Origin of the sequence: Propionispora vibrioides (genome assembly GCF_900110485.1) — a bacterium.
Classification (GTDB): Bacteria; Bacillota; Negativicutes; order Propionisporales; family Propionisporaceae; genus Propionispora; species Propionispora vibrioides.
Genome location: NZ_FODY01000004.1, coordinates 16,930 through 37,299, shown reverse-complemented (window position 1 = coordinate 37,299; position 20,370 = coordinate 16,930). Strand labels below are relative to the sequence as shown.

Below are 20,370 nucleotides of genomic sequence, written 5' to 3'. Positions count from 1 at the left end.
AAGAACGGGAGCCTGGATTATCTCTGTTTTGCCAGGTAGTTATTTTTTTGTGTGGTATCCAGGCTATAGTTTTGGAAAATTAGGAATATTTGCATAGCATAGTCGCTATTAATTAGATAATATTATCTAACATATAAGGTGTCAAGACGTTTTATCAAAGAACTTTTCCTTTATATGTAATCATTCTCAGTTATTTATCAGTATATTCACTCAATTGAGGGCAGAAAATGAAAAATAGAAATACTGACGGCAGGAAAAATGTGCACCTTTGGAGAAAGGGTGTAATAACGTCATAATAATCATATTTATTATTGTCACATTATGTTATTACAAAAGAAGGAATGTGAGGGGATGGGATTGCAGGTTCCTGGAATTTTAAAGACGATTGTCAATGGACCTATTATTCCGGCAGTTCGTACAATTCAGGATTTTAAGTACGCCATGTCAAATACCGCAGCTCCGGGAGTTATTGTACTGTTCGGGGATATTAATACGGTGTCAAGTCTATTGGAACAGGCTAAACAGTACAAAAAACGGTTGATCTTACACCTGGATTTACTGGAGGGAATTGGGAGAGATAAACCGGGTATTAATTTTTTGGCCCGTCAGGGAGTCTCGGCTGTTATCACCACCAAAACGCAAATTGGCAAAATGGCTCATGAAGACGGTATGATTGTTATTCAGCGGCTGTTTTTGATGGACTCCGAGGCTGTACGTACAGGAATACAAGCGGCGAAGGCCCTTAAACCGGATGCCATTGAAGTATTGCCGGGAATGGTGCCACGCGTGGTTGTCCAACGCTTGTTGTCTGAAGTTGGTCGGCCTATTTTGGCCGGTGGGCTTATGCAAACCGAAGAGGAAGTCATTGGAGCGATTAATAATGGTGTCTATGCTGTCAGCACAAGTAAACGGGAGTTGTGGAACTTCACTTACCCTGACAGGGGCCTATAAGACGTTGCCCGGTCATCTGGAATCATTAATTTATACATAACAATAAGATAAATATATATTGTGTACGTTTACGCACTAGGAGACACTTCTTAAAACGCTTAAGATAGTTAGCTGTTTTAAAGAGTGTCTCCCTTGTTTTTTGTGGGCATTTACCGCAGGAAGAGAAGCGGGGAGGACAGCGACAAGTCTCTGGAATTACCTTTTTCCGGGACTTTTTTGTAAGGAAATAAAAAAATTATAATTTTTTTAAAATTCAAGCAGGAATTTAAAAGTGTATACAGAATAATCTTAGTATTGAAAAAATGCTTTCTCCCAAAATAAAAAATAGTCATTGGAACGTTTGTTCAAAAGAAATCTGTGAAAAATGAAGCAGAATGGACATTTTTAAGTAGAAAAATGTCATTTGTGTATTTTGATGTGTTCAGGAGAAAAGCAGGACCGGAAGGCTGAACGTTTGTTCAGCGTATGAACCAATATTAATATCTGGGACGCTAGAGTGCTAGAGAAGTCCGAAAAATAGTTTGGTTATGCCATGCTTATTTTTCGGATTTCTTTTTTCAAAAAGCTGGTAAATTAAGTATTTAAAAAGTTTTACTAAGGATTTAAAAAATATCTAGCTGAATTGGTTAAGATAAATTTGAGAAGGATATGAAGGTTGCATGTAATCAGGTAACAAGAAGCGGCTTTGTGTAGAGCTTCTTTGATACAAATTTACGGGAAGGGAGGGCAGTTAGTTATAACGGTTTGGAAGTCGGAATTATAAAAATTATTGAGGAGGAAATACGATGACTAACTTGTTAGGCGAATTCCTTGGAACTGCAGTGCTGATTGTTTTTGGTGCAGGCGTTGTTGCAAATGTGTTACTCAAAGACTCCAAAGGTCAAGGCAGCGGGTGGATTGTTATAACCACAGGCTGGGCTCTTGCTGTATTTGCTGGTGTTTTCACTGCTGTATCCCTTGGTGCTCCGCAAGCGGACTTAAACTGCGCGGTTACGTTGGCTAAATATCTGAGAGGCGGAATTTATACCCTGGATCAGGCGATCATGACGATGGTAGTACAGACGGTTGGCGCTATTGCCGGATCGGTTGTTGTTTGGCTGGCTTACCTGCCGCACTGGGAAATTACTGAAGATCCCGGTCTCAAATTAGGCGTATTTGCTACTGGCCCGGCTGTTCGGGACTTGAAAGCAAATCTTCTCACAGAAATTATTGCTACCTTTATGTTGATGTTCAGCTTCTTTGCTCTGTTCTCTCCGGCAGTGGGAGCTATCCCTCCGGGAGTTGGACCTTACCTGGCAGGCATGGTAATCTTTGCTCTTGGCTTGAGCCTCGGCGGACCTACCGGTTATGCTATGAACCCTGCCCGTGACCTGGGACCTCGTATTGCCCATGCTATTTTGCCGATTGCCGGTAAAGGTTCTTCCGATTGGGGTTATGCCTGGGTACCGGTTGTAGGACCGTTCGTTGGTGCTGCAATTGCCTATGTATTTGCTAAGGCCATTGGTCTTATCTAAAAAGTAATTTATACAAATGTAACACCCTTATGATGCTGGTTTATAATCTTTAGTTCAAACTAAAAATATAAATACAAGGGAGTAGATGAACAGTGGGTAAAAAGTACGTTATGGCGTTGGACCAGGGAACAACTAGCTCGAGAGCAATTATATTCGACCATGATTCCAATATAATTGCAGTATCGCAGAAAGAATTTACTCAGATCTTCCCTAAACCGGGCTGGGTTGAACACAATGCGGAAGAAATCTGGAGCACACAGATTGGCGTGGCTGCCGAAGCCGTTGCTAAAGCCGGCCTGCAGCCTACTGATATTGCCGCTATTGGTATCACCAACCAACGGGAAACAACCGTTATCTGGGACAAAGCCACTGGCAAACCGGTATATAACGCGATTGTATGGCAATCCCGTCAGACCGCTTCCATCTGCGACGACTTAAAGGCGAAAGGTCTGGAACAGACTTTCCGCGATAAAACCGGTCTGGTTGTTGACGCTTACTTCTCCGGTACGAAAGTAAAATGGATTCTGGACAATGTGCCCGGCGTACGGGAAAGAGCCGAAAAATGCGAATTGCTGTTCGGTACCATGGATACCTGGTTAATCTGGAAATTAACCGGCGGTAAAGTACATGTAACTGACTACTCCAATGCATCCCGTACCTTGATGTATAATATTAAGGAATTAAAATGGGACGAAGAACTGCTGTCGGCTCTTACCGTTCCTGCCTGCTTGCTGCCGGAAGTTCGTCCTTCCAGTGAAGTATATGGCAAAACCGATCCCAGCGTATTCCTTGGTGCGGAAGTGCCCATTTCCGGTGCGGCCGGCGACCAACAGGCTGCTCTCTTTGGTCAGACCTGTTTCGAAGAAGGCATGGCTAAGAATACCTATGGCACAGGTTGCTTCATGCTGATGAATACCGGCGATAAACTGTTCAAATCGAACAACGGCCTGGTTACCACCATCGCCTGGGGTCTTGACGGCAAAGTAGAATATGCGCTGGAAGGCAGTATCTTCGTAGCCGGTTCGGCTATTCAATGGCTGCGTGACGGCTTACGGATGATTGAAGACGCTCCGGATTCCGAATATGTAGCCGCCAAAGTAAAAGATGATGCTGAAGGCGTTTATGTAGTACCGGCCTTTGTTGGTTTGGGTGCTCCGTACTGGGACATGAAAGCCAGAGGCGCTATCCTTGGTTTAACCCGCGGTGTAAAACGGGCTCATATCGTTCGCGCTACTTTGAATTCACTGGCTTACCAGACGAAAGACGTATTAAGCGCCATGGAAGCCGATTCGGGTATCAAACTGCAGGCTTTGAAGGTAGACGGTGGTGCCGTTGCCAACAATATCCTGATGCAGTTCCAGGCTGACGTTCTGGCTGTGCCGGTTGACCGTCCGCAAATCATTGAAACCACCGCTCTGGGCGCCGCTTATCTGGCCGGTTTGGCTGTTGGCGTTTGGCAAAGCAAACAGGATCTGGTGAAGACCTGGAAACTGGATAGATCCTTCGCTCCGGCTATGGATGTCAGAGAAGCTAAAAAGCTCTATAGTGGCTGGCAAAAAGCAGTAAAACGTTCAATGGATTGGGACGAAGAATAAAAAACCTTCCTATATTAATAGAAACCCTTCTAAGTAATTTGTAACAGCTAAAAGGTATAAGGCGGTCCCGATACATGTGGAGTGAGGGGCTGCCTTATACCTCTAAAATTTGTTACAAGTTTTCTGAAGGTTGACACTTGTTAAAAATATTATATTGCAGGATGGCGAATTTTATTATATTATGTTTATAGAAACGGGTACTACAATAAGCAACAATTATTGCTATAATATATTGAGGACAAGAGAGCTGAAGAGAAGTCCAGGAGATACACTATGGAGGCATAGTTTCTTTTGGGACTTTTTTTTGTTGTGAAATCACCATGTCCATAAACAGGGGAAAGCTGGAGAACCGGTTATTATTCTCAGACAAGTTTATACTATACTATATGGAAATAAAGATTATTGAGTCATGACACTAGTACCTTGCGTGACTTAAAGCAGGAGAAAAGCGTGTAAGGATTTTTTCGACATCCAAGGTGGAGGAGTCGCGCATATGAGACATATGTAAGACGACAACAACAAAAGGGGAAGAAAAAAGACTGCAAGATCCTCTATGTATTTAAGTGACGCAAGGTACTAGGCTAGTGCTATGGCTGAAAATCTTTTTTTATAAATCATATCATATTATTAATGTTTGTCAGACAGACGAAAGGAGTCTTATTAATGCAGCAGACGACAGTTGTGGTTATTGGCGGCGGCGCTACCGGTGTGGGTGTGTTACGCGACTTATCGATGCGCGGTGTAAAAGCCATTTTGCTGGAGCAACGCGATTTAGTTTATGGAACCAGTTCGCGGTTCCATGGCCTGCTTCACAGTGGCGGCCGTTATGCCGTAAAGGATGCCGAGTCGGCACAAGAATGTATTGAAGAAAATATGATTCTGCGCAAAATTGGCCGGCACTGTGTGGAGGAAACGGAGGGCTTCTTCGTTCGCCTGCCGGAAGATGATGCAAGCTTTGAAGCAAAATGGGTGGAATCCTGTAATAAAGTAGGTATCTCTACCATTCAAATCAGTCCGGAGGAAGCGGTTCGCCTCGAACCCAACTTAACCAGTCGGGCTTTGTCGGTATACCGGGTGCCTGATTCGGCGGTTGACGGTTTCCGTCTGGCCTGGCAAAATGTCATGTCGGCTAAACGGTATGGCGGTCAGGTGATGACTTATACCGAAGTCATCGGTATTGAACAGGAGAATGGCCGGGTTACCGGGGTGAAAATCCGCAATACCAGGACCGGCGAAGAAGATAAGATTGCCTGCGAATGTATTGTGAATGCAGCCGGTTCCTGGGTAGAAAGAATTGTGGCCATGGCTGGACTGCATGTTAATGTAAAACCGGACCGCGGTACGTTGGTTGCTTTTAACCATCGTTTCACCAGCCGGGTGGTTAATCGTCTGCGTCCTCCTTCGGATGGCGACATTTTTGTGCCCCATGGTTCCATTACTATTTTGGGGACAACTTCCGAAGCGGCTGAACGTCCTGACGACACCATTCCACGGACCGAAGATGTTATCAAATTATTGAAAATTGGCGAAGGCCTGTTTGAAGATATCTATCATTACCGTATTTTACGTGCCTTCTCCGGTACCCGGCCGTTGTACAGCGCCAATCCGGAAGCGGCCGGCCGGAACGCTTCCCGTAACTTCACCATTATTGACCACGCCAAAGAAGGTATGGAAGGCCTTGTTACCATTGTGGGCGGCAAGCTGACTACCTATCGTCTGATGGCGGAGAGAATGACCGATGTGGTCTGTAAGAAGCTGAACGTGACAGCCCAGTGTCGTACGGCGGTAGAACCGCTGGTGGAAGATCAGCCGGCGGAAAAAATTGCCGAGGCTAAGAAGTATTTCCCTTCCTATGGCACCAAAGTGGCTATGTCCCGTTTGGGAACCAAGTTCGACAATGTGGTTAACCGTATGAAAGCGAAACCGGAAACCCGCCAATTGGTTTGTGAATGTGAAATGGTTACACTGGCCGAAGTGGAAGAAATGGCGGCAGAAGATACCAGCTATGATTTGGATGATATTCGCCGTAAGACCCGTATGGGTATGGGAACCTGCCAGGGTTCATTCTGCGGCTTCCGCAGTGTTGGTGTCGTAGTTACCAATAATCTTTTGGACAATGATAATTCTTCCGAATTGCTGCAGGGCTTTTTGCAATCCCGCTGGAGCGGCATCCGGGCTGCGCTGTGGGGCAATCAACTGCGGGAAATGGAATTGATGCGCGGGATTTATCAAGCGACTTTAAACATAGATGGGGAGATTTCATCATGAAAGAATATGATGTAATTGTTATGGGAGCCGGCATGTCCGGTCTTGTAGCCGCAGCAGCCGCCGTTAAACGGGGTAAAAAGGTTATGCTGATGGCTAAAGGTACAGGCGCTGTTGCTTTTGGTAGCGGCACTGTCGATTTGCTAGGATATTTGCCTGATAAAACGATGGTAACTGATTTTAATTCCGGACTGGCTCAATTGCCGAAGACACATCCGTATGCCCGTTTGGGAGCGGAAAAAGTGGCGGCTGCCGCACAGTTCCTGTCCGATATCTGTAAAGAAGAAGGTTTTGAATATGCCGGCGGTCTGGATAAAAACTCCTTCTTGCCGACAGCCGCCGGAACGTTAAAACCGACCGGTCTGATTCCGAAAACCATGGATGCTTCGGTGATTGAACAGGCCGAGCAGGTTGTGGTGGTAGGTTTCGAAAAACTGAAAGATTATTATCCGCAGGTCATTGCCAAAGGCTTGGCCCGCATTCCCGGTTATGATAAAAAGTATGAAGTAGTCATGGTTGACATTAAACAGGACGAACAAGGACGGGACTTCAACGCCCTTGACGTAGCTCGCTGGATGGATTCGCCGGCCGGCCGGAGTCAGTTTGTCAGCCAGCTCAGAGGTGTGGTGAAACCGGGTGCGGTTGTTCTGGTGCCGCCGGTTCTGGGCAGCAAACCAACCTATGCCGTTCGTGATGAACTGGAAGGACTTTTAAAATGCAAGCTCGTGGAACTCTTAGGCATGCCGCCGGGAGTAACCGGCTACCGTCTGCGCAGCCTGTTAATGAGTTATATTAAGAAAATGGGTGTTGCCGTGGCCGAACAAGTGAATATCACCGGTTCGGTCGTGGAAAATGGTGTATGCAAAGGGGTTATCGTCAGTTCGGCAGCCCGGGAGCATACCTTCTATGCCAAAAGCTTTATTCTGGCCACAGGCGGGTTCTTTGGCGGCGGCTTGATTTCCGAGCCTGGCACGGCTTATGAGCCTATCTTTAAATTGCCGCTGGCCGGCGATATGGACCAGGGCAACTGGGGCGATCTGAAGCTGTTTGCCGCCCACGGTCAGCCCTTTGCTCAGATCGGTATTCAAGTGAATGATAATTTGCAACCGGCAGATAATAACGGAAACGTGCTTGTGAGCAATCTCTTTGTGGCAGGACGTAATCTGCCAGGCTATGATTATTGCCTTGAAAAATCCGGCAACGGTGTGGCAATGGCATCAGGCTACCACGCCGGCATGTCGGTCTAAAAATTAAGGAGAGAATATCATGAAAAAAAATCAACATGTACCTGACGAGTGCATTTCATGTACTTCTTGTGTCGCGCATTGTCCGGTAACGGCCGCTACTAATAAATTTCGTGGGCCGAAATTGGTTGGCCCTGCCCTGCAAAGATTCCGTTACACCGGTGACGAGACAGATATGGAACCTTCCCTGGACTATTGCTCCAACTGTAAGAACTGTGATATCAGTTGCCCCAGCGGTGTACCGATTTCTACGCTGAACGTATTGGCTAAAGCGGAATACTATAAGACCCATAAACACAGCCTGCGTGACTGGATGCTGGCTCATGGGGAATTGATGGGCAAACTGGCGACGCCTTTTGCTTCCATGACCAACTTTGCCTTGGCCAATCCGATTAACAAAGCGCTGATGAAACGGATCGGTATTAGCGACCAGCGGTCCCTGCCGGCTTATGCCAGCAAGAGCTTTTACAAACAGTTTAAAAATCTGAAGCAGAAACCGAGCGATAAGAAAGTCGTCTTTTATCCTGGCTGTTTCATAAACTATAATGATCCTCAGGTCGGTATGGATTTTGTGGCCGTTATGCAGGCTGCCGGCTATGAAGTCATCGTACCGGAAGAATTTGTCTGCTGTGGTACGCCGATGGTAGCCAGCGGGTTCCTGGCTGAAGCGGAGAAAAATGCCCATGTCAATGTTAATGAATTAAAGAAATGGGCTGAACGTAAGATTCCGGTGGTTACCTGCTGCACAAGCTGTCATTTGATGCTGCAACAGGAATATCAGGAGCTGTTCGATATCCCGGGTACGGAAGAAGTTGCCAAATATCTGTACAATGCTACTGAATTTTTGCTGGATCTATATAATCAAGGAAAATTAAATCTGAAATTCAAACCGATCAAGGAACGGATTGTCTATCATGCGCCGTGCCATTTGCGGGCCCAGGGAATTGGCCGGCCGAGCATTGATCTGATGGAAATTGTTCCCGGTCTGGAAGTCATTGATGCCGATGCCGGCTGCTGCGGTATTTCCGGCAGCTATGGCATGAAGGAAGAAAAATACGACATTTCCATGAAGGTCGGCAGCGCTTTATTTGAGAAGATCAAAGAAAGCAAAGTCAACCTGTTGGCTTCCGACTGCGGCACCTGCCGGATGCAGCTTACCCATGGCTCCGGACTGAAAGCCGTCCATCCGATTACACTCATCAAACAGGCAATCGCTTAAAAGTTATAAAGTCATAAAGAACAATGCCGTTATCCGGTTGAGGTTCAGCCGGACCTCACGGATGGCGGCATTGCTTTTGTTGCAGTTTGCTTGCATAAAGCCAGGAAATCCAGGAAAAAATAGTAGCGATTCCTCATAAAATTTTGTTTAAACAAGAAGGATTTGCTAAGTTTATGGCGAAATGATCATAAGTGAAGAGAAAAAGTTATACTATGGAAAATGTGGTTGGATAAATTTTTTTGATAATGATGGGACGCATTATTCCCCTATGGGACACAAAACGTCCCGGAGGGGACATGGCCTTGGAAAAAATTGTGCAACTGCATCGCAAATTTGCTCCTGATTTAATACATACGATGGAAGATCGGTACAACATTCTGCGTAACATCCGCTATAATGAGCCGATTGGCCGTCGGGCGCTGGCCGGTATACTGGGCATTGGCGAACGGGCGGTCCGGGTCCAGGTGGATTTTCTTAAAGAAGCAGGAATGGTTGAATTTTCGCTGATGGGCATGCGGGTGACGCCGGAAGGGGAAGCCAGCCTGCAGGACATTGGCGAATATGTGCGTCTGTTGCACGGATTCTCTTCGCTGGAACAGGAATTATCGCAAAAGCTGGGTATCAAACGAGTGATCGTCATCCCCGGTGACAGTGACACCGAACCGATGGTGCAGCGTGAGCTGGGCCGGGTGGCAGCCGGTGTGCTGGCAGAATATCTGAAAGATCACATAACCATTGCGGTTAGTGGTGGTTCAACCATGGCGATGATTGCCGAAGGCATTTACGTCAAGCAGCCGACGACAACGGTAGTGGCGGCCCGGGGCGGTCTGGGTGAAAAAATGGAGTACCAGGCTAATACCATCGCAGCCAGAATGGCTGCCAAACTGGGCGGCAGTTACCGCTTGTTGCATGTGCCGGAAGTGGTCAGCGAACAGGTGGCGGAAGCTATCCTAACCAGTGACTCCAATTTGCCGGCGGTAGCGCAGATGATTAAAAAAGCGGATATTCTGGTCCATAGTATTGGCCGGGCGGAAAAAATGGCCCTGCGCCGCGGACTGGATAAACAGACCGTGCAGGAAATCTTACGCCGCGGTGCTGTTGGCGAAACGTTGGGGCATTATTGCACGCTGGAGGGCAAACCGGTCTATGTGACTAACAGTGTCGGTCTCCGGTTGGAGGATTTATCGGGAGTTGGTACGGTGATTGCCGTTGCCGGCGGCCGGGATAAGGCCGAGGCGATTGTGGCGGTAGTCCGGGCCGGACGGCAGGATGTACTGGTACTGGATGAAGCGGCGGCTCTGGCAATCCGCGATCTATGTCGGTGTTAGCGGTTTCTAATAAAAACCGTTAAGTATAAATAAAAAAATAAAAAAAATATGGGGGTATTTTTACAATGGCAGTAAAAGTAGCGATCAATGGTTTTGGACGTATTGGACGTCTGGCATTTCGGCAAATGTTCGGAGCGGAAGGATATGAAGTTGTTGCAATCAATGACTTGACCAGCCCTAAAGTTCTTGCACACCTGTTAAAATATGATTCCACTCAAGGTACTTACGCATTTGCTGACAAAGTAACTGCAGGTGAAGACTCCATCACTGTTAACGGCAAAACCATCAAAATTTATGCAAAAGCAAAAGCTGACGAATTGCCTTGGGGCGAAATCGGCGTAGACGTTGTACTTGAGTGCACCGGTTTCTACACTTCCAAAGAAAAAGCTTCCGCTCACGTTAAAGCAGGCGCTAAGAAAGTTGTTATCTCCGCTCCGGCCGGTAACGACCTGCCTACTATCGTTTACAATGTAAACCATGACACTTTGAAAGCCAGCGACACTGTTATTTCGGCAGCTTCCTGCACCACCAACTGCCTGGCTCCGATGGCTTTGGCACTGCACAAATTGGCACCGATTAAGAGCGGTATCATGTCCACTATCCATGCTTACACTGGCGACCAGATGACTCTGGACGGCCCGCAGAGAAATGGCGACCTGAGAAGATCCCGTGCCGCTGCAATCAACATCGTTCCTAACTCCACCGGCGCTGCAAAAGCTATCGGCTTGGTTATTCCTGAATTGAACGGTAAACTGATCGGTTCCGCTCAACGCGTTCCGACTCCTACCGGTTCCACCACCATCCTGATTGCCGTAGTAGAAGGCGCTGTTACCAAGGACCAGATTAATGCCGCTATGAAAGCAGCTGCGACTGAATCTTATGGTTACACTGAAGACGAACTGGTATCCAGCGATATCGTTGGTATCAGATTCGGTTCGCTGTTCGACGCTACTCAAACCATGGTTGCTCCGCTGGACAATGGCACTACCCAGGTTCAGGTTGTATCCTGGTATGACAACGAAAATAGCTATGTGAGCCAAATGGTTCGCACCATTAAATACTTCGCAGAAATTAAATAAGTTGCAGCAAAACAATATCCCGCTTAAGGGATAGGGCGACAATTAATAGTATTAATTAACCAAAGGAAGGGTCACACTATATGCTGTGACCCTTTTTAGGAGGTAAGAACGTGAATAAAAAGTCTATCCGCGATATTGATGTAGCCGGCAAACGGGTATTCATCCGTGTTGACTACAACGTTCCCATGGACAAAGAAGGCAATATCACCAACGATACTCGCATTACGGCTACGCTGCCGACGCTGAACTATCTGTTGGAAAAAGGTGCATCCCTGGTAATCGGCTGCCATCTGGGCCGTCCGAAAGGACAGCCGGTGCCTGAATTTACCGTAGCGCCTGTGGCTAAGCGCCTGGCTGAGCTGCTCGGCCGCGAAGTCAAATTCGCTCCCGACTGCGTGGGCGAACAAGCCGAAAAGATGTCTGCCGCGTTAAAACCCGGCGAAGTATTGCTGCTGGAAAACCTCAGATATCACAAGGAAGAAGAAAAGAACGGCGCCGAGTTTGCTGAGAAATTGGCCAAACTGGCTGATGTCGGTGTAAATGATGCGTTCGGTGTGTCCCATCGCGCCCATGCCTCGGTAGAAGGTGTAACTAAGCATTTGCCGATGGTTGCCGGCTTCCTGATGGAAAAAGAAATTAAGTTCGTTGGTCAGGCGGTTGCCAACCCTGTCCGTCCGTTTGTCGCTATTATTGGCGGTGCTAAAGTATCCGATAAAATCGGCGTAATCGAAAATCTGCTGAAAAAAGTGGATACTTTGATTATCGGCGGCGGGATGGCCAATACCTTCGTAGCGGCTCAGGGCTATTCGACCGGTAAATCCTTAGTGGAAACAGAAAAGCTGGACCTGGCTAAATCTCTGATCGTTCAGGCTAAAGAACAGGACGTCAATCTGTTGCTGCCGACCGACATGGTCGTAGCCGACAAGTTTGCCGCCGATGCCGAACATAAAGTAGTCGGCCTTGACGCCATTCCGGACGAATGGATGGCCTTGGATATCGGACCGAAATCGGCCGAAGCCTTTGCCAAAGCCTTGGAAGGTGCTAAGACGGTTGTTTGGAACGGACCGATGGGCGTATTTGAAATGGATGCCTTTGCTGCCGGTACCAAAGCGGTAGCCAAAGCAGTAGCCGATTCAGATGCCACCAGCATTGTCGGCGGCGGCGACTCGATCGCAGCGCTGCAAAAAGTAGGTCTTTCCGATAAAATCACCCATATTTCCACAGGCGGCGGCGCCTCGCTGGAATATCTGGAAGGCAAAGTACTTCCCGGTATTGCCGCACTGCAGGATAAATAAGACTGTCATGGTGCTTGTGCCCCGCCTGGCGGCGGGGTGCAGCTTACTAAATTTGGAGGTGGAATGATTATGCGTAAACCGATCATTGCCGGCAACTGGAAAATGAATAAAACCACGGCGGAAGGTGTTGCTCTGGCTAAAGAACTGAGCGCTCTGGTAAGCGATGCGAAAGATGTAGACATCGTGGTTTGCCCTGTATTCACCATTTTGGCTTCGGTAAAAGAAGCTTTGGCCGGAACCAATATCAAATTAGGCGCGCAAAATATTCACTGGGAAGCAAAAGGTGCTTTTACCGGTGAAATCTCCCCGGCTATGCTAAAAGACGTTGGAGCTGAATATACCCTGATCGGCCACTCGGAACGCCGTCAGTATTTCGGTGAAACCGATGAAGGCGTCAATAAACGTACCAAAGCTGCTTTGGCTAACGGTATTGTGCCGATCGTTTGTGTTGGCGAATCGCTGGAAGAGCGGGAAGCCGGCATTACGGAAAAAGTGGTTGGCGGCCAGGTAGTAGCAGGTCTTGACGGATTAACTGGCGAACAGGTAGCCGGACTGGTTATCGCTTACGAACCGGTATGGGCGATCGGTACAGGCCGTACGGCTTCTTCCGATGATGCCAATGCCGTATGCACCTTTATCCGTAAAACGGTAGCCGAAAAATTTGGCGCCGACAGCGCAGCTAAGGTCAGAATTCAGTACGGCGGCAGTGTAAAAGCCGATAACATTGCTGAATTGATGGCCAAGAGCGATATCGACGGTGCTCTGGTAGGCGGCGCAGCTTTGGATGCAGCCGGCTTCAGCAAAATTGTTAAATTTTAAGTAAAACATATGGAAATGGGAGTGACGGCGTGAGCAAGTTACAATCACCTATCGCACTTGTTATTATGGACGGGTGGGGTTTAGGTTGTGCCAACGACTCTTCAAATGCTATTGTTCAAGCCAAAACACCGCATTTGAGCCTTTTAAACGAAACATATCCTTCCACGACTTTGGCATGCTCCGGTGAAGCGGTAGGCTTGCCGGAGGGTCAGATGGGCAATTCGGAAGTGGGCCATTTGAATATTGGCGCCGGCCGGGTTGTTTATCAGGAACTGACCCGCATTACCAAAGCCATTCGTGATAAAGACTTTTTCACCAATCCGGTACTGTGCGACATTATTGAGAAAACCAAAGCGGCCGGCGGTGCCCTGCACCTGATGGGACTGTTGTCCGATGGCGGTGTGCACAGCCATAATACGCATTTGTATGCGCTATTGGAGCTGGCGAAAAAGTACCAATTGACCGAAGTATACGTACATACTTTCCTGGATGGCCGCGACGTTCCTCCTTCCAGTGCTCTTGGGTTTATCGACGAATTGGAAGCCAAGCTGGCCGAAATCGGCGTAGGCAAAATTGCTACTGTTTCGGGACGCTACTATGCTATGGACCGTGATAAACGTTGGGAACGGGTGGAAAAGGCTTATGCCGCGCTTGTATACGGCGAAGGCGAAAAAGCCGCCACCGCCAGAGAAGCGGTTGAGCTTTCCTACAAACGGGAGCAGACCGACGAATTCGTATTGCCGACAGTCATTACTGCCTCTGGCAACAGCCAGGTGAAAGCCAACGACGGAGCGATTTTTTTCAACTTCCGTCCCGACCGGGGCCGGGAACTGACCCGCACCTTTGTCGATCCGGCTTTTGACGGGTTTACCCGCCGTAACGGCTTTATGCCGCTCTATTTTGCTACTATGACGCAATACGATGAAACGTTGCCGGTGGAAGTGGCTTATAAACCGCAGCAATTGAAAAATACCTTAGGCGAAGTGTTTGCCGCTGCCGGCCTGAAACAGCTGCGCATTGCGGAAACCGAAAAATACGCCCATGTTACTTTCTTCTTTAACGGCGGCGAAGAAAAACCGAGTGAAGGGGAAGAACGCATTCTGATTCCTTCGCCGAAAGTGGCTACCTATGATTTGAAACCGGACATGAGTGCCTTGGAAGTTACCGATAAAGTGGTAGCGGAAATCAAATCCGGTAAGCATGACCTGATTATTCTAAACTTTGCCAATGGCGATATGGTTGGCCATACCGGTGTGTTTGAAGCAGCCGTGAAAGCGGTGGAAACGGTTGACGCCTGCGTGGGCCGCGTGGCGGAAGCTATGAAGGAGCAGGGTGGCATTACCTGCATTACCGCCGACCATGGCAATGCAGAAATGATGGTTGACCCTCAAACGGGCGCGCCCTTTACCGCCCATACGACCAATCCGGTGCCGTTTATTCTGGTTTCGGAAAAGCATCGTCAGGTGACTTTGCGGGAAGGCAGCCTGGCGGATATTGCGCCGACCATGCTGAACTTGGTAGGCATCAGCGTGCCTGCCGATATGACCGGCAAAAACCTGGTAAAATAATGCTGTCTACTATGGCTTACTGCCATATAGCTTTATGAAAAATAAGGAGGCTACTCATCTATGTCAACAATTATTACCGATATTTTAGCTCGTGAAATTCTGGACTCCCGCGGTAACCCGACTGTTGAAGTCGACGTATATTTGGAAGACGGCACCTTAGGCCGTGCTGCTGTTCCCTCCGGAGCTTCCACCGGTATTTATGAAGCCGTTGAACTTCGTGACGGCGACAAAGGCCGCTACCTGGGCAAAGGTGTTACCAAAGCCGTAGAAAACGTAAACGATGTGATCGCACCGGAAATCATTGGCTTCGATGCTCTTGATCAAGTCGGTATTGACAACGCGATGATCGAGCTTGACGGAACTCCGAATAAAGCAAAACTTGGTGCCAACGCTATTCTTGGCGTGTCCATGGCTGTAGCGAAAGCAGCAGCAGCTTCCCTGGGCCTGCCGCTCTATCAATATCTTGGCGGCTTCAACGGCAAACAATTGCCGGTGCCGATGATGAACATCTTAAATGGCGGTGCACACGCAACCAACAATGTGGAGATTCAGGAATTCATGGTTATGCCGGTTGCCGCTACGTCTTTCCGTGAAGCACTGCGTTGCTGCGCAGAAGTATTCCATACCCTGAAAAAGACTCTAAAAGAGAATGGCACACCGGCTGCCGGTGTAGGCGACGAAGGCGGTTATGCACCTAACCTTGGTGCCGATGAAGATGCGCTTAAGGTTATTGTTAAAGCGATTACCGACGCAGGCTACAAGCCGGGCGAAGACTTCATGATCGCCATTGACGCAGCTTCTTCCGAGTGGTGGAATGAGAAAGAACAGTGCTATATTCAACCGAAGTCCGGTACTAAGATGAGCCGCGCTCAATTAGTGGATATGTGGAAAGGCTTTGTTGAAAAGTATCCGATCATCTCCCTGGAAGACGGCATGGCTGAGGAAGATTGGGAAGGCTGGAAAATGCTGACTGATGCACTTGGTGACAAGATTCAGTTGGTTGGCGATGATCTCTTTGTAACTAATGTCGTTCGTTTGAAGAGGGGCATTGAAACGGGTACTGCCAACTCCATCCTGATCAAGGTTAATCAGATCGGTTCGCTGACTGAAACCTTGGATGCGATCCAGATGGCAAACCGTGCCGGTTACACTGCTGTTGTATCCCACCGTTCCGGTGAAACCGAGGATGCAACCATTGCTGATCTTGCCGTTGCGTTGAATGCCGGTCAGATCAAAACCGGTGCCCCGAGCCGTACCGACCGTGTGGCAAAATACAACCAATTGCTCCGCATTGAGGAACAACTTGGTTCCACTGCACAATACTTAGGCCGCGACGTATTTTACAACCTGAAATAAGCGCGCTGATAAAAAGCTGCCGGATATTCCGGCGGCTTTTTGCTTATACTAATCGTGTGACTACTATTAAGTTGCCAAGGGTATTTTATTTGTGATACAATGAAATACAGTGATATAGAGTGCGAATGTTAGAGAGGTGCAGGTTGATTATGGTTACAGCATTAATGATCCTGGAAGCGATCATTTCTATTGCGTTAATTATTTCCGTCGTGTTACAGTCCGGTAAAAGCGCCGGTTTGTCCGGTTCGATTGCCGGTGGCGCCGAGTCTTTTTTTGGCGGTCGCCGCAAGGGACTTGATGAACAATTGGCCAGAGTAACGATGGTGCTGGGCTGTTTGTTCGGCATTGTTACTTTGATTTTAGCTAGGATTTCCTGATACTAGCTTTGCAAAAAGTTTTATCCTGTAATACTAACGCCAGACATTAACCGGTCTGGCGTTTTTTCTTCATAAAAATTCCTGTAAATGGTATAATGAGAACAAAATATACCGGACAGGCTATAAGTAAGATACCGGTTATAGATAAGCACTGCGCAGCTAACGGTCCGGCTCACTATGGTAATAACACCGGGGAGTCCGGCCGGACACTGCGTACTGGGTGGAGGGATGGTTTTGATTATGAAGGGGGCTGAGCCGTTTCTTCTGCCGGGCGGGGAGCATGGAGTGCTGGTCATCCATGGCTTTACCGGATCACCTTCGGAGATGCGGCTGTTGGGAGAAGCGCTGCAGCAGGCCGGTTATACCGTGCTGGGACCGCGGCTCTGCGGGCATGGGACCAGTGCGGAGGAAATGTCCCGGACTTTTTGGGATTTGTGGTACGGCAGTGCGCTGGACGCCTACCATCTGCTGCGGCAGACTTGCCGGACCGTATCGGTCGTGGGCCTGTCGATGGGCGGCCTGCTGGCACTTAAGCTGGCGGCCGAGCAACCTGTACATAAAGTGGCGGCCTTATGCGCTCCTATTTATATTGCCGAGAAGCGGCTGCAATTTTTACCTGTATATCGTGTGTTCCGTTCTTACCATGCCAAACGGCGGCGCAAGCTGCCCGGCATTCAGGAGGAACTGTCGGTCTGCTATGATAAGACGCCCTTACGGAGTCTGTCCAGCCTGTTGGCGCTGATTAAGCATGTCGACAGACTGCTGCCGGCAGTGACGGTTCCGGCACTCATTATGCAGGCCCGCCATGAGCATACGGTGGAGCCGCACAGTGCCCGGCATATTTATGAGCATATCGGCAGCCGCGACAAACGGCTGATTTGGCTGGAGAAATCAGGGCATATTATTACCCTGGATGTAGAAAAAGAAACGGTCTTTGACGAGATCAAAGATTTTTTGAAGTGACAATGGTTATAACCCCTTTTGATACGACTGATAAGTGAGGTGGAGAATATGGCAGAATGGGAAGCCCGCGATGATGACTGGTGCTTTGCCTGTGGCCGGAAAAATCCGATTGGCCTGAAGCTAAATTTCCGGGAGGAAAATGGCATCTATATCACCGAGTTTAAACCCGGCCCGGAGCATCAAAGCTATAACGGCATTGTCCATGGCGGTATTATCAGCACCTTGCTGGATGAGGTGATGGTTCGGTATTTATACAGTCTGGGGCATCACGCGGTAACGGCCAGACTGGAGGTCCGCTACCGCCGGCCGACACCGGTGGACCGGACGCTTACTGTTACTGGATGGATTGTGAAAGAGCGGGGCAAATTATATGAAATGACCGGTAAAGTTGTCTTGCCTGACGGCAGTGTAACGGCTGAAGGCAAAGCAACGGTAGCCGTAATCGAAGAAAGGTGATTCTATGGAATTGAAGGACAAAATTGCCGCCTTTATGCGTACGGAAGCCTATAAGCCGCTCACCGTGGAAGAATTGGCCGGCGCAATGGAATTGGAAGGGGAAGAACTGTCTGATTTTTGGCAAGTACTGCGGCAGATGGAGGAAGACGCCCTGATTATCCGTACCCGGTATGGCAAGTACGGGGTGCCGGAACGGATGAATCTGGTGGTAGGCCGCCTTTCGCTGAACAGCAAGGGTTTTGGTTTTGTGATTCCGGAGACACCGGGGGATGCACCGGAAGCGATGAGTGATGTATTTATTCCCCCCGATGGCCTTTTGACTGCTATGCACCGTGACCGGGTTGTGGCCCGGCTGCACCAGGGCAAGACACAGGACGGTAAACGGCAAGAGGGAGAGATTATCCGTGTAGTCGAACGGGCTAATGCCCGTATTGTAGGGACTTTCGAGGCCAACCGGAGCTATGGCTTTCTGGTGCCTGACGATATGCGCATCAAACAGGATGTATTTATTGCCCAGCAGCATTTCGGCGGTGCCAAAACCGGCAATAAGGTCGTGGTGGAAATCATCAAATGGCCGGAAAAAAAGCGCAGCGCCGAGGGTAAAGTGGTGGAAATCCTGGGCGATAAGGGTGATACAGGCATCGAGATATTGTCGATCATCAAGAGCCACAACCTGCCGACCGAGTTTCCGCCGGAAGTGCTGGCGGCGGCCGAGCAGGTACCGTCCGTTATTAGTGAGGCGGAAATTGCCGGACGGCGCGATCTGCGGCACCTGCCGATCGTTACGATTGACGGCGAAGATGCCAAGGATCTGGATGACGGAGTCCATGTCGAACGGCTGAATAACGGCCATTATCTGCTGGGAGTTCATATTGCCGATGTCAGCTACTATGTCCGGGAAAATAGTCCGCTGGACAAAGAAGCACGGGAACGGGGTACCAGTGTCTATCTGGCTGACCGGGTGCTGCCCATGCTGCCCCAGCGTCTGTCCAACGGAATTTGCAGCTTGAATGCCAATGAGGACCGGCTGGCTATGTCGGCTCATATGGAGATTGACCGGCGGGGCCAGGTTGTCGCCTACGATATTTTCCCCAGCGTCATCCGGGTGAAACGGCGTTTGTCCTATACGATTGTCCGGAAGATATTGGAGGAGGAAGACGAAGCCCTGCGGGAAGAATTCCGTGAGTTTTTGCTTACCTTTAGCGATATGGAAGAGTTGTGCCGGATTTTGCGCAACCGTCGTTTGCGACGCGGCGCCATTGATTTTGAGTTTTCGGAAATTAAGGTGAAGCTGGATGAGGCTGGCCGGCCGGTGGATATAGTCAAACGAGTCCGCAGTATTGCCGAGTCGATTATCGAGGAATTCATGCTGGTGGCCAATGAAACGGTGGCTGAGCATATGTATCGCCGCAACAACCCTTCGCTGTACCGGATTCACGAAGAACCGGAACAGGAGAAGATGGTTAAGCTGAATACCCTGTTGCAGACTTTCGGGCTGAGCTTACGCAAAATGGACGAAATCAAGCCGATGGTGCTGCAACGGGTGCTGAGCCGCGTTGCCGGCCGGCCGGAGGAACGGATCATCAGTACGGTTATGCTCCGTTCTCTGAAGCAGGCCCGCTATGACGCCGTGCAGGGTCCGCATTTTGGTTTGGCTGCCGAGTTTTACAGTCATTTTACCTCGCCGATTCGCCGTTATCCCGACCTGGTGCTGCATCGCCTGCTGCGGGACTCTTTCCTGACCGGCGGCAAGATTACCGGCAAGCGCCGGGATAAGCTGGCGGCTATCCTGCCGGGCATTGCCGCTCATTCGTCCGAACGGGAGCGGGCGGCAGCCGATGCCGAACGGGAAACGGTCGATTTGAAAAAGGCGGAATACATGACCCGCTTTGTCGATCAGGAGTTTGACGGTATCATCAGCAGTGTTACGGCCTTTGGCATTTTTGTCGAACTGGATAACGGCGTGGAGGGTCTGGTCCATGTCTCGACCATGGATGACGACTATTATCAGTATGTGGAGGAACAATATGCGCTCATTGGCGAGCATACCCGTAAAGTATACCGCTTGGGTGATTCTGTTTCAGTTGTGCTGGTCAAAGTCAACCTGGACAGCCGGACACTGGATTTTTGCCTGACCGGTACAACCCACAGGGTGGTGGAACGCCGGCAGCCCCGCCAGGAAAAAGAAGGACGGCCGAAACGGAAACGGGAAGAAAAAGCCAAGACGCCTGTCAAGAATAAGAAAAAAAGGAACCCTCGTACCGGAGTCCGACGGAAGAAGAAACCGGCGAAAGAATAAAGAGTACCCCCTGCCTGCTGGCAGGGGGTATTACTTTGTCGG

General features: G+C 49.0%; 16 protein-coding genes. All 16 read left to right on the top strand.

Going from position 1 to position 20,370, the window contains the following annotated elements; all coding sequences use genetic code 11:
• The first annotated feature begins 351 nt into the window (after positions 1-351).
• The 16 genes from BMW43_RS04720 to rnr all read left to right on the top strand — a co-directional run bounded on the left by BMW43_RS04720 (position 352) and on the right by rnr (position 20,328).
• Positions 352-951, top strand: a complete 600-nt coding sequence (locus BMW43_RS04720) for a glycerol-3-phosphate responsive antiterminator (protein WP_091744308.1) — start codon at positions 352-354, stop codon at positions 949-951.
• Between the two features lie 785 nt (positions 952-1,736).
• Positions 1,737-2,465, top strand: coding sequence for an MIP/aquaporin family protein (locus BMW43_RS04710; RefSeq protein WP_091744304.1), 729 nt, complete (start codon positions 1,737-1,739; stop codon positions 2,463-2,465).
• 92 nt (positions 2,466-2,557) lie between these two features.
• Entirely contained in the window at positions 2,558-4,060 is a 1,503-nt protein-coding gene (glpK, locus tag BMW43_RS04705; RefSeq protein ID WP_091744302.1) for a glycerol kinase GlpK, read from the top strand.
• 663 nt (positions 4,061-4,723) lie between these two features.
• Positions 4,724-6,328 carry an anaerobic glycerol-3-phosphate dehydrogenase subunit GlpA gene (gene glpA / locus BMW43_RS04700; protein WP_091744300.1) on the top strand — a complete coding sequence of 535 codons (1,605 nt, stop codon included), beginning with the start codon at positions 4,724-4,726 and terminating at the stop codon, positions 6,326-6,328.
• A complete protein-coding gene (gene glpB, locus BMW43_RS04695) occupies positions 6,325-7,572 on the top strand; it encodes an anaerobic glycerol-3-phosphate dehydrogenase subunit GlpB (RefSeq protein WP_091744298.1) in 1,248 nt (415 codons plus the stop codon). Before glpA ends, glpB begins: the two co-directional genes overlap by 4 nt.
• Before the next feature lie 19 nt (positions 7,573-7,591).
• Complete coding sequence (locus tag BMW43_RS04690) at positions 7,592-8,788, top strand: anaerobic glycerol-3-phosphate dehydrogenase subunit C (protein ID WP_091744296.1); 1,197 nt, start codon at positions 7,592-7,594, stop codon at positions 8,786-8,788.
• A 302-nt stretch (positions 8,789-9,090) separates the two neighbouring features.
• Positions 9,091-10,116: a sugar-binding transcriptional regulator gene (locus BMW43_RS04685; RefSeq protein WP_143050567.1), complete on the top strand. Its 1,026-nt coding sequence runs from the start codon at positions 9,091-9,093 to the stop codon at positions 10,114-10,116.
• Positions 10,117-10,181: 65 nt separating this feature from the next.
• Positions 10,182-11,195 carry a type I glyceraldehyde-3-phosphate dehydrogenase gene (gene gap, locus BMW43_RS04680; protein ID WP_091744294.1) on the top strand — a complete coding sequence of 338 codons (1,014 nt, stop codon included), beginning with the start codon at positions 10,182-10,184 and terminating at the stop codon, positions 11,193-11,195.
• 110 nt (positions 11,196-11,305) lie between these two features.
• Entirely contained in the window at positions 11,306-12,490 is a 1,185-nt protein-coding gene (locus tag BMW43_RS04675) for a phosphoglycerate kinase (protein ID WP_091744292.1), read from the top strand.
• A gap of 69 nt (positions 12,491-12,559) precedes the next feature.
• A complete protein-coding gene (tpiA, locus tag BMW43_RS04670; protein ID WP_091744648.1) occupies positions 12,560-13,309 on the top strand; it encodes a triose-phosphate isomerase in 750 nt (249 codons plus the stop codon).
• Positions 13,310-13,338: 29 nt separating this feature from the next.
• The gene (gpmI, locus tag BMW43_RS04665) at positions 13,339-14,877 is read left to right on the top strand and encodes a 2,3-bisphosphoglycerate-independent phosphoglycerate mutase (protein WP_091744290.1); all 1,539 of its coding nucleotides are present in this window, start codon (positions 13,339-13,341) and stop codon (positions 14,875-14,877) included.
• 60 nt (positions 14,878-14,937) lie between these two features.
• Positions 14,938-16,233 (top strand): phosphopyruvate hydratase, encoded by a 1,296-nt coding sequence (eno, locus tag BMW43_RS04660; RefSeq protein ID WP_091744288.1) that lies wholly within the window; start codon positions 14,938-14,940, stop codon positions 16,231-16,233.
• A gap of 149 nt (positions 16,234-16,382) precedes the next feature.
• Positions 16,383-16,610 carry a preprotein translocase subunit SecG gene (secG, locus tag BMW43_RS04655; protein ID WP_091744646.1) on the top strand — a complete coding sequence of 76 codons (228 nt, stop codon included), beginning with the start codon at positions 16,383-16,385 and terminating at the stop codon, positions 16,608-16,610.
• A gap of 240 nt (positions 16,611-16,850) precedes the next feature.
• The gene (locus BMW43_RS04650; RefSeq protein ID WP_439331448.1) at positions 16,851-17,573 is read left to right on the top strand and encodes an alpha/beta hydrolase; all 723 of its coding nucleotides are present in this window, start codon (positions 16,851-16,853) and stop codon (positions 17,571-17,573) included.
• A gap of 48 nt (positions 17,574-17,621) precedes the next feature.
• Entirely contained in the window at positions 17,622-18,029 is a 408-nt protein-coding gene (locus tag BMW43_RS04645; protein ID WP_091744284.1) for a PaaI family thioesterase, read from the top strand.
• A gap of 4 nt (positions 18,030-18,033) precedes the next feature.
• On the top strand, positions 18,034-20,328 hold the full coding sequence (gene rnr / locus BMW43_RS04640; RefSeq protein WP_091744282.1) for a ribonuclease R: 2,295 nt from the start codon (positions 18,034-18,036) through the stop codon (positions 20,326-20,328).
• The last annotated feature ends 42 nt before the right edge of the window (positions 20,329-20,370 follow it).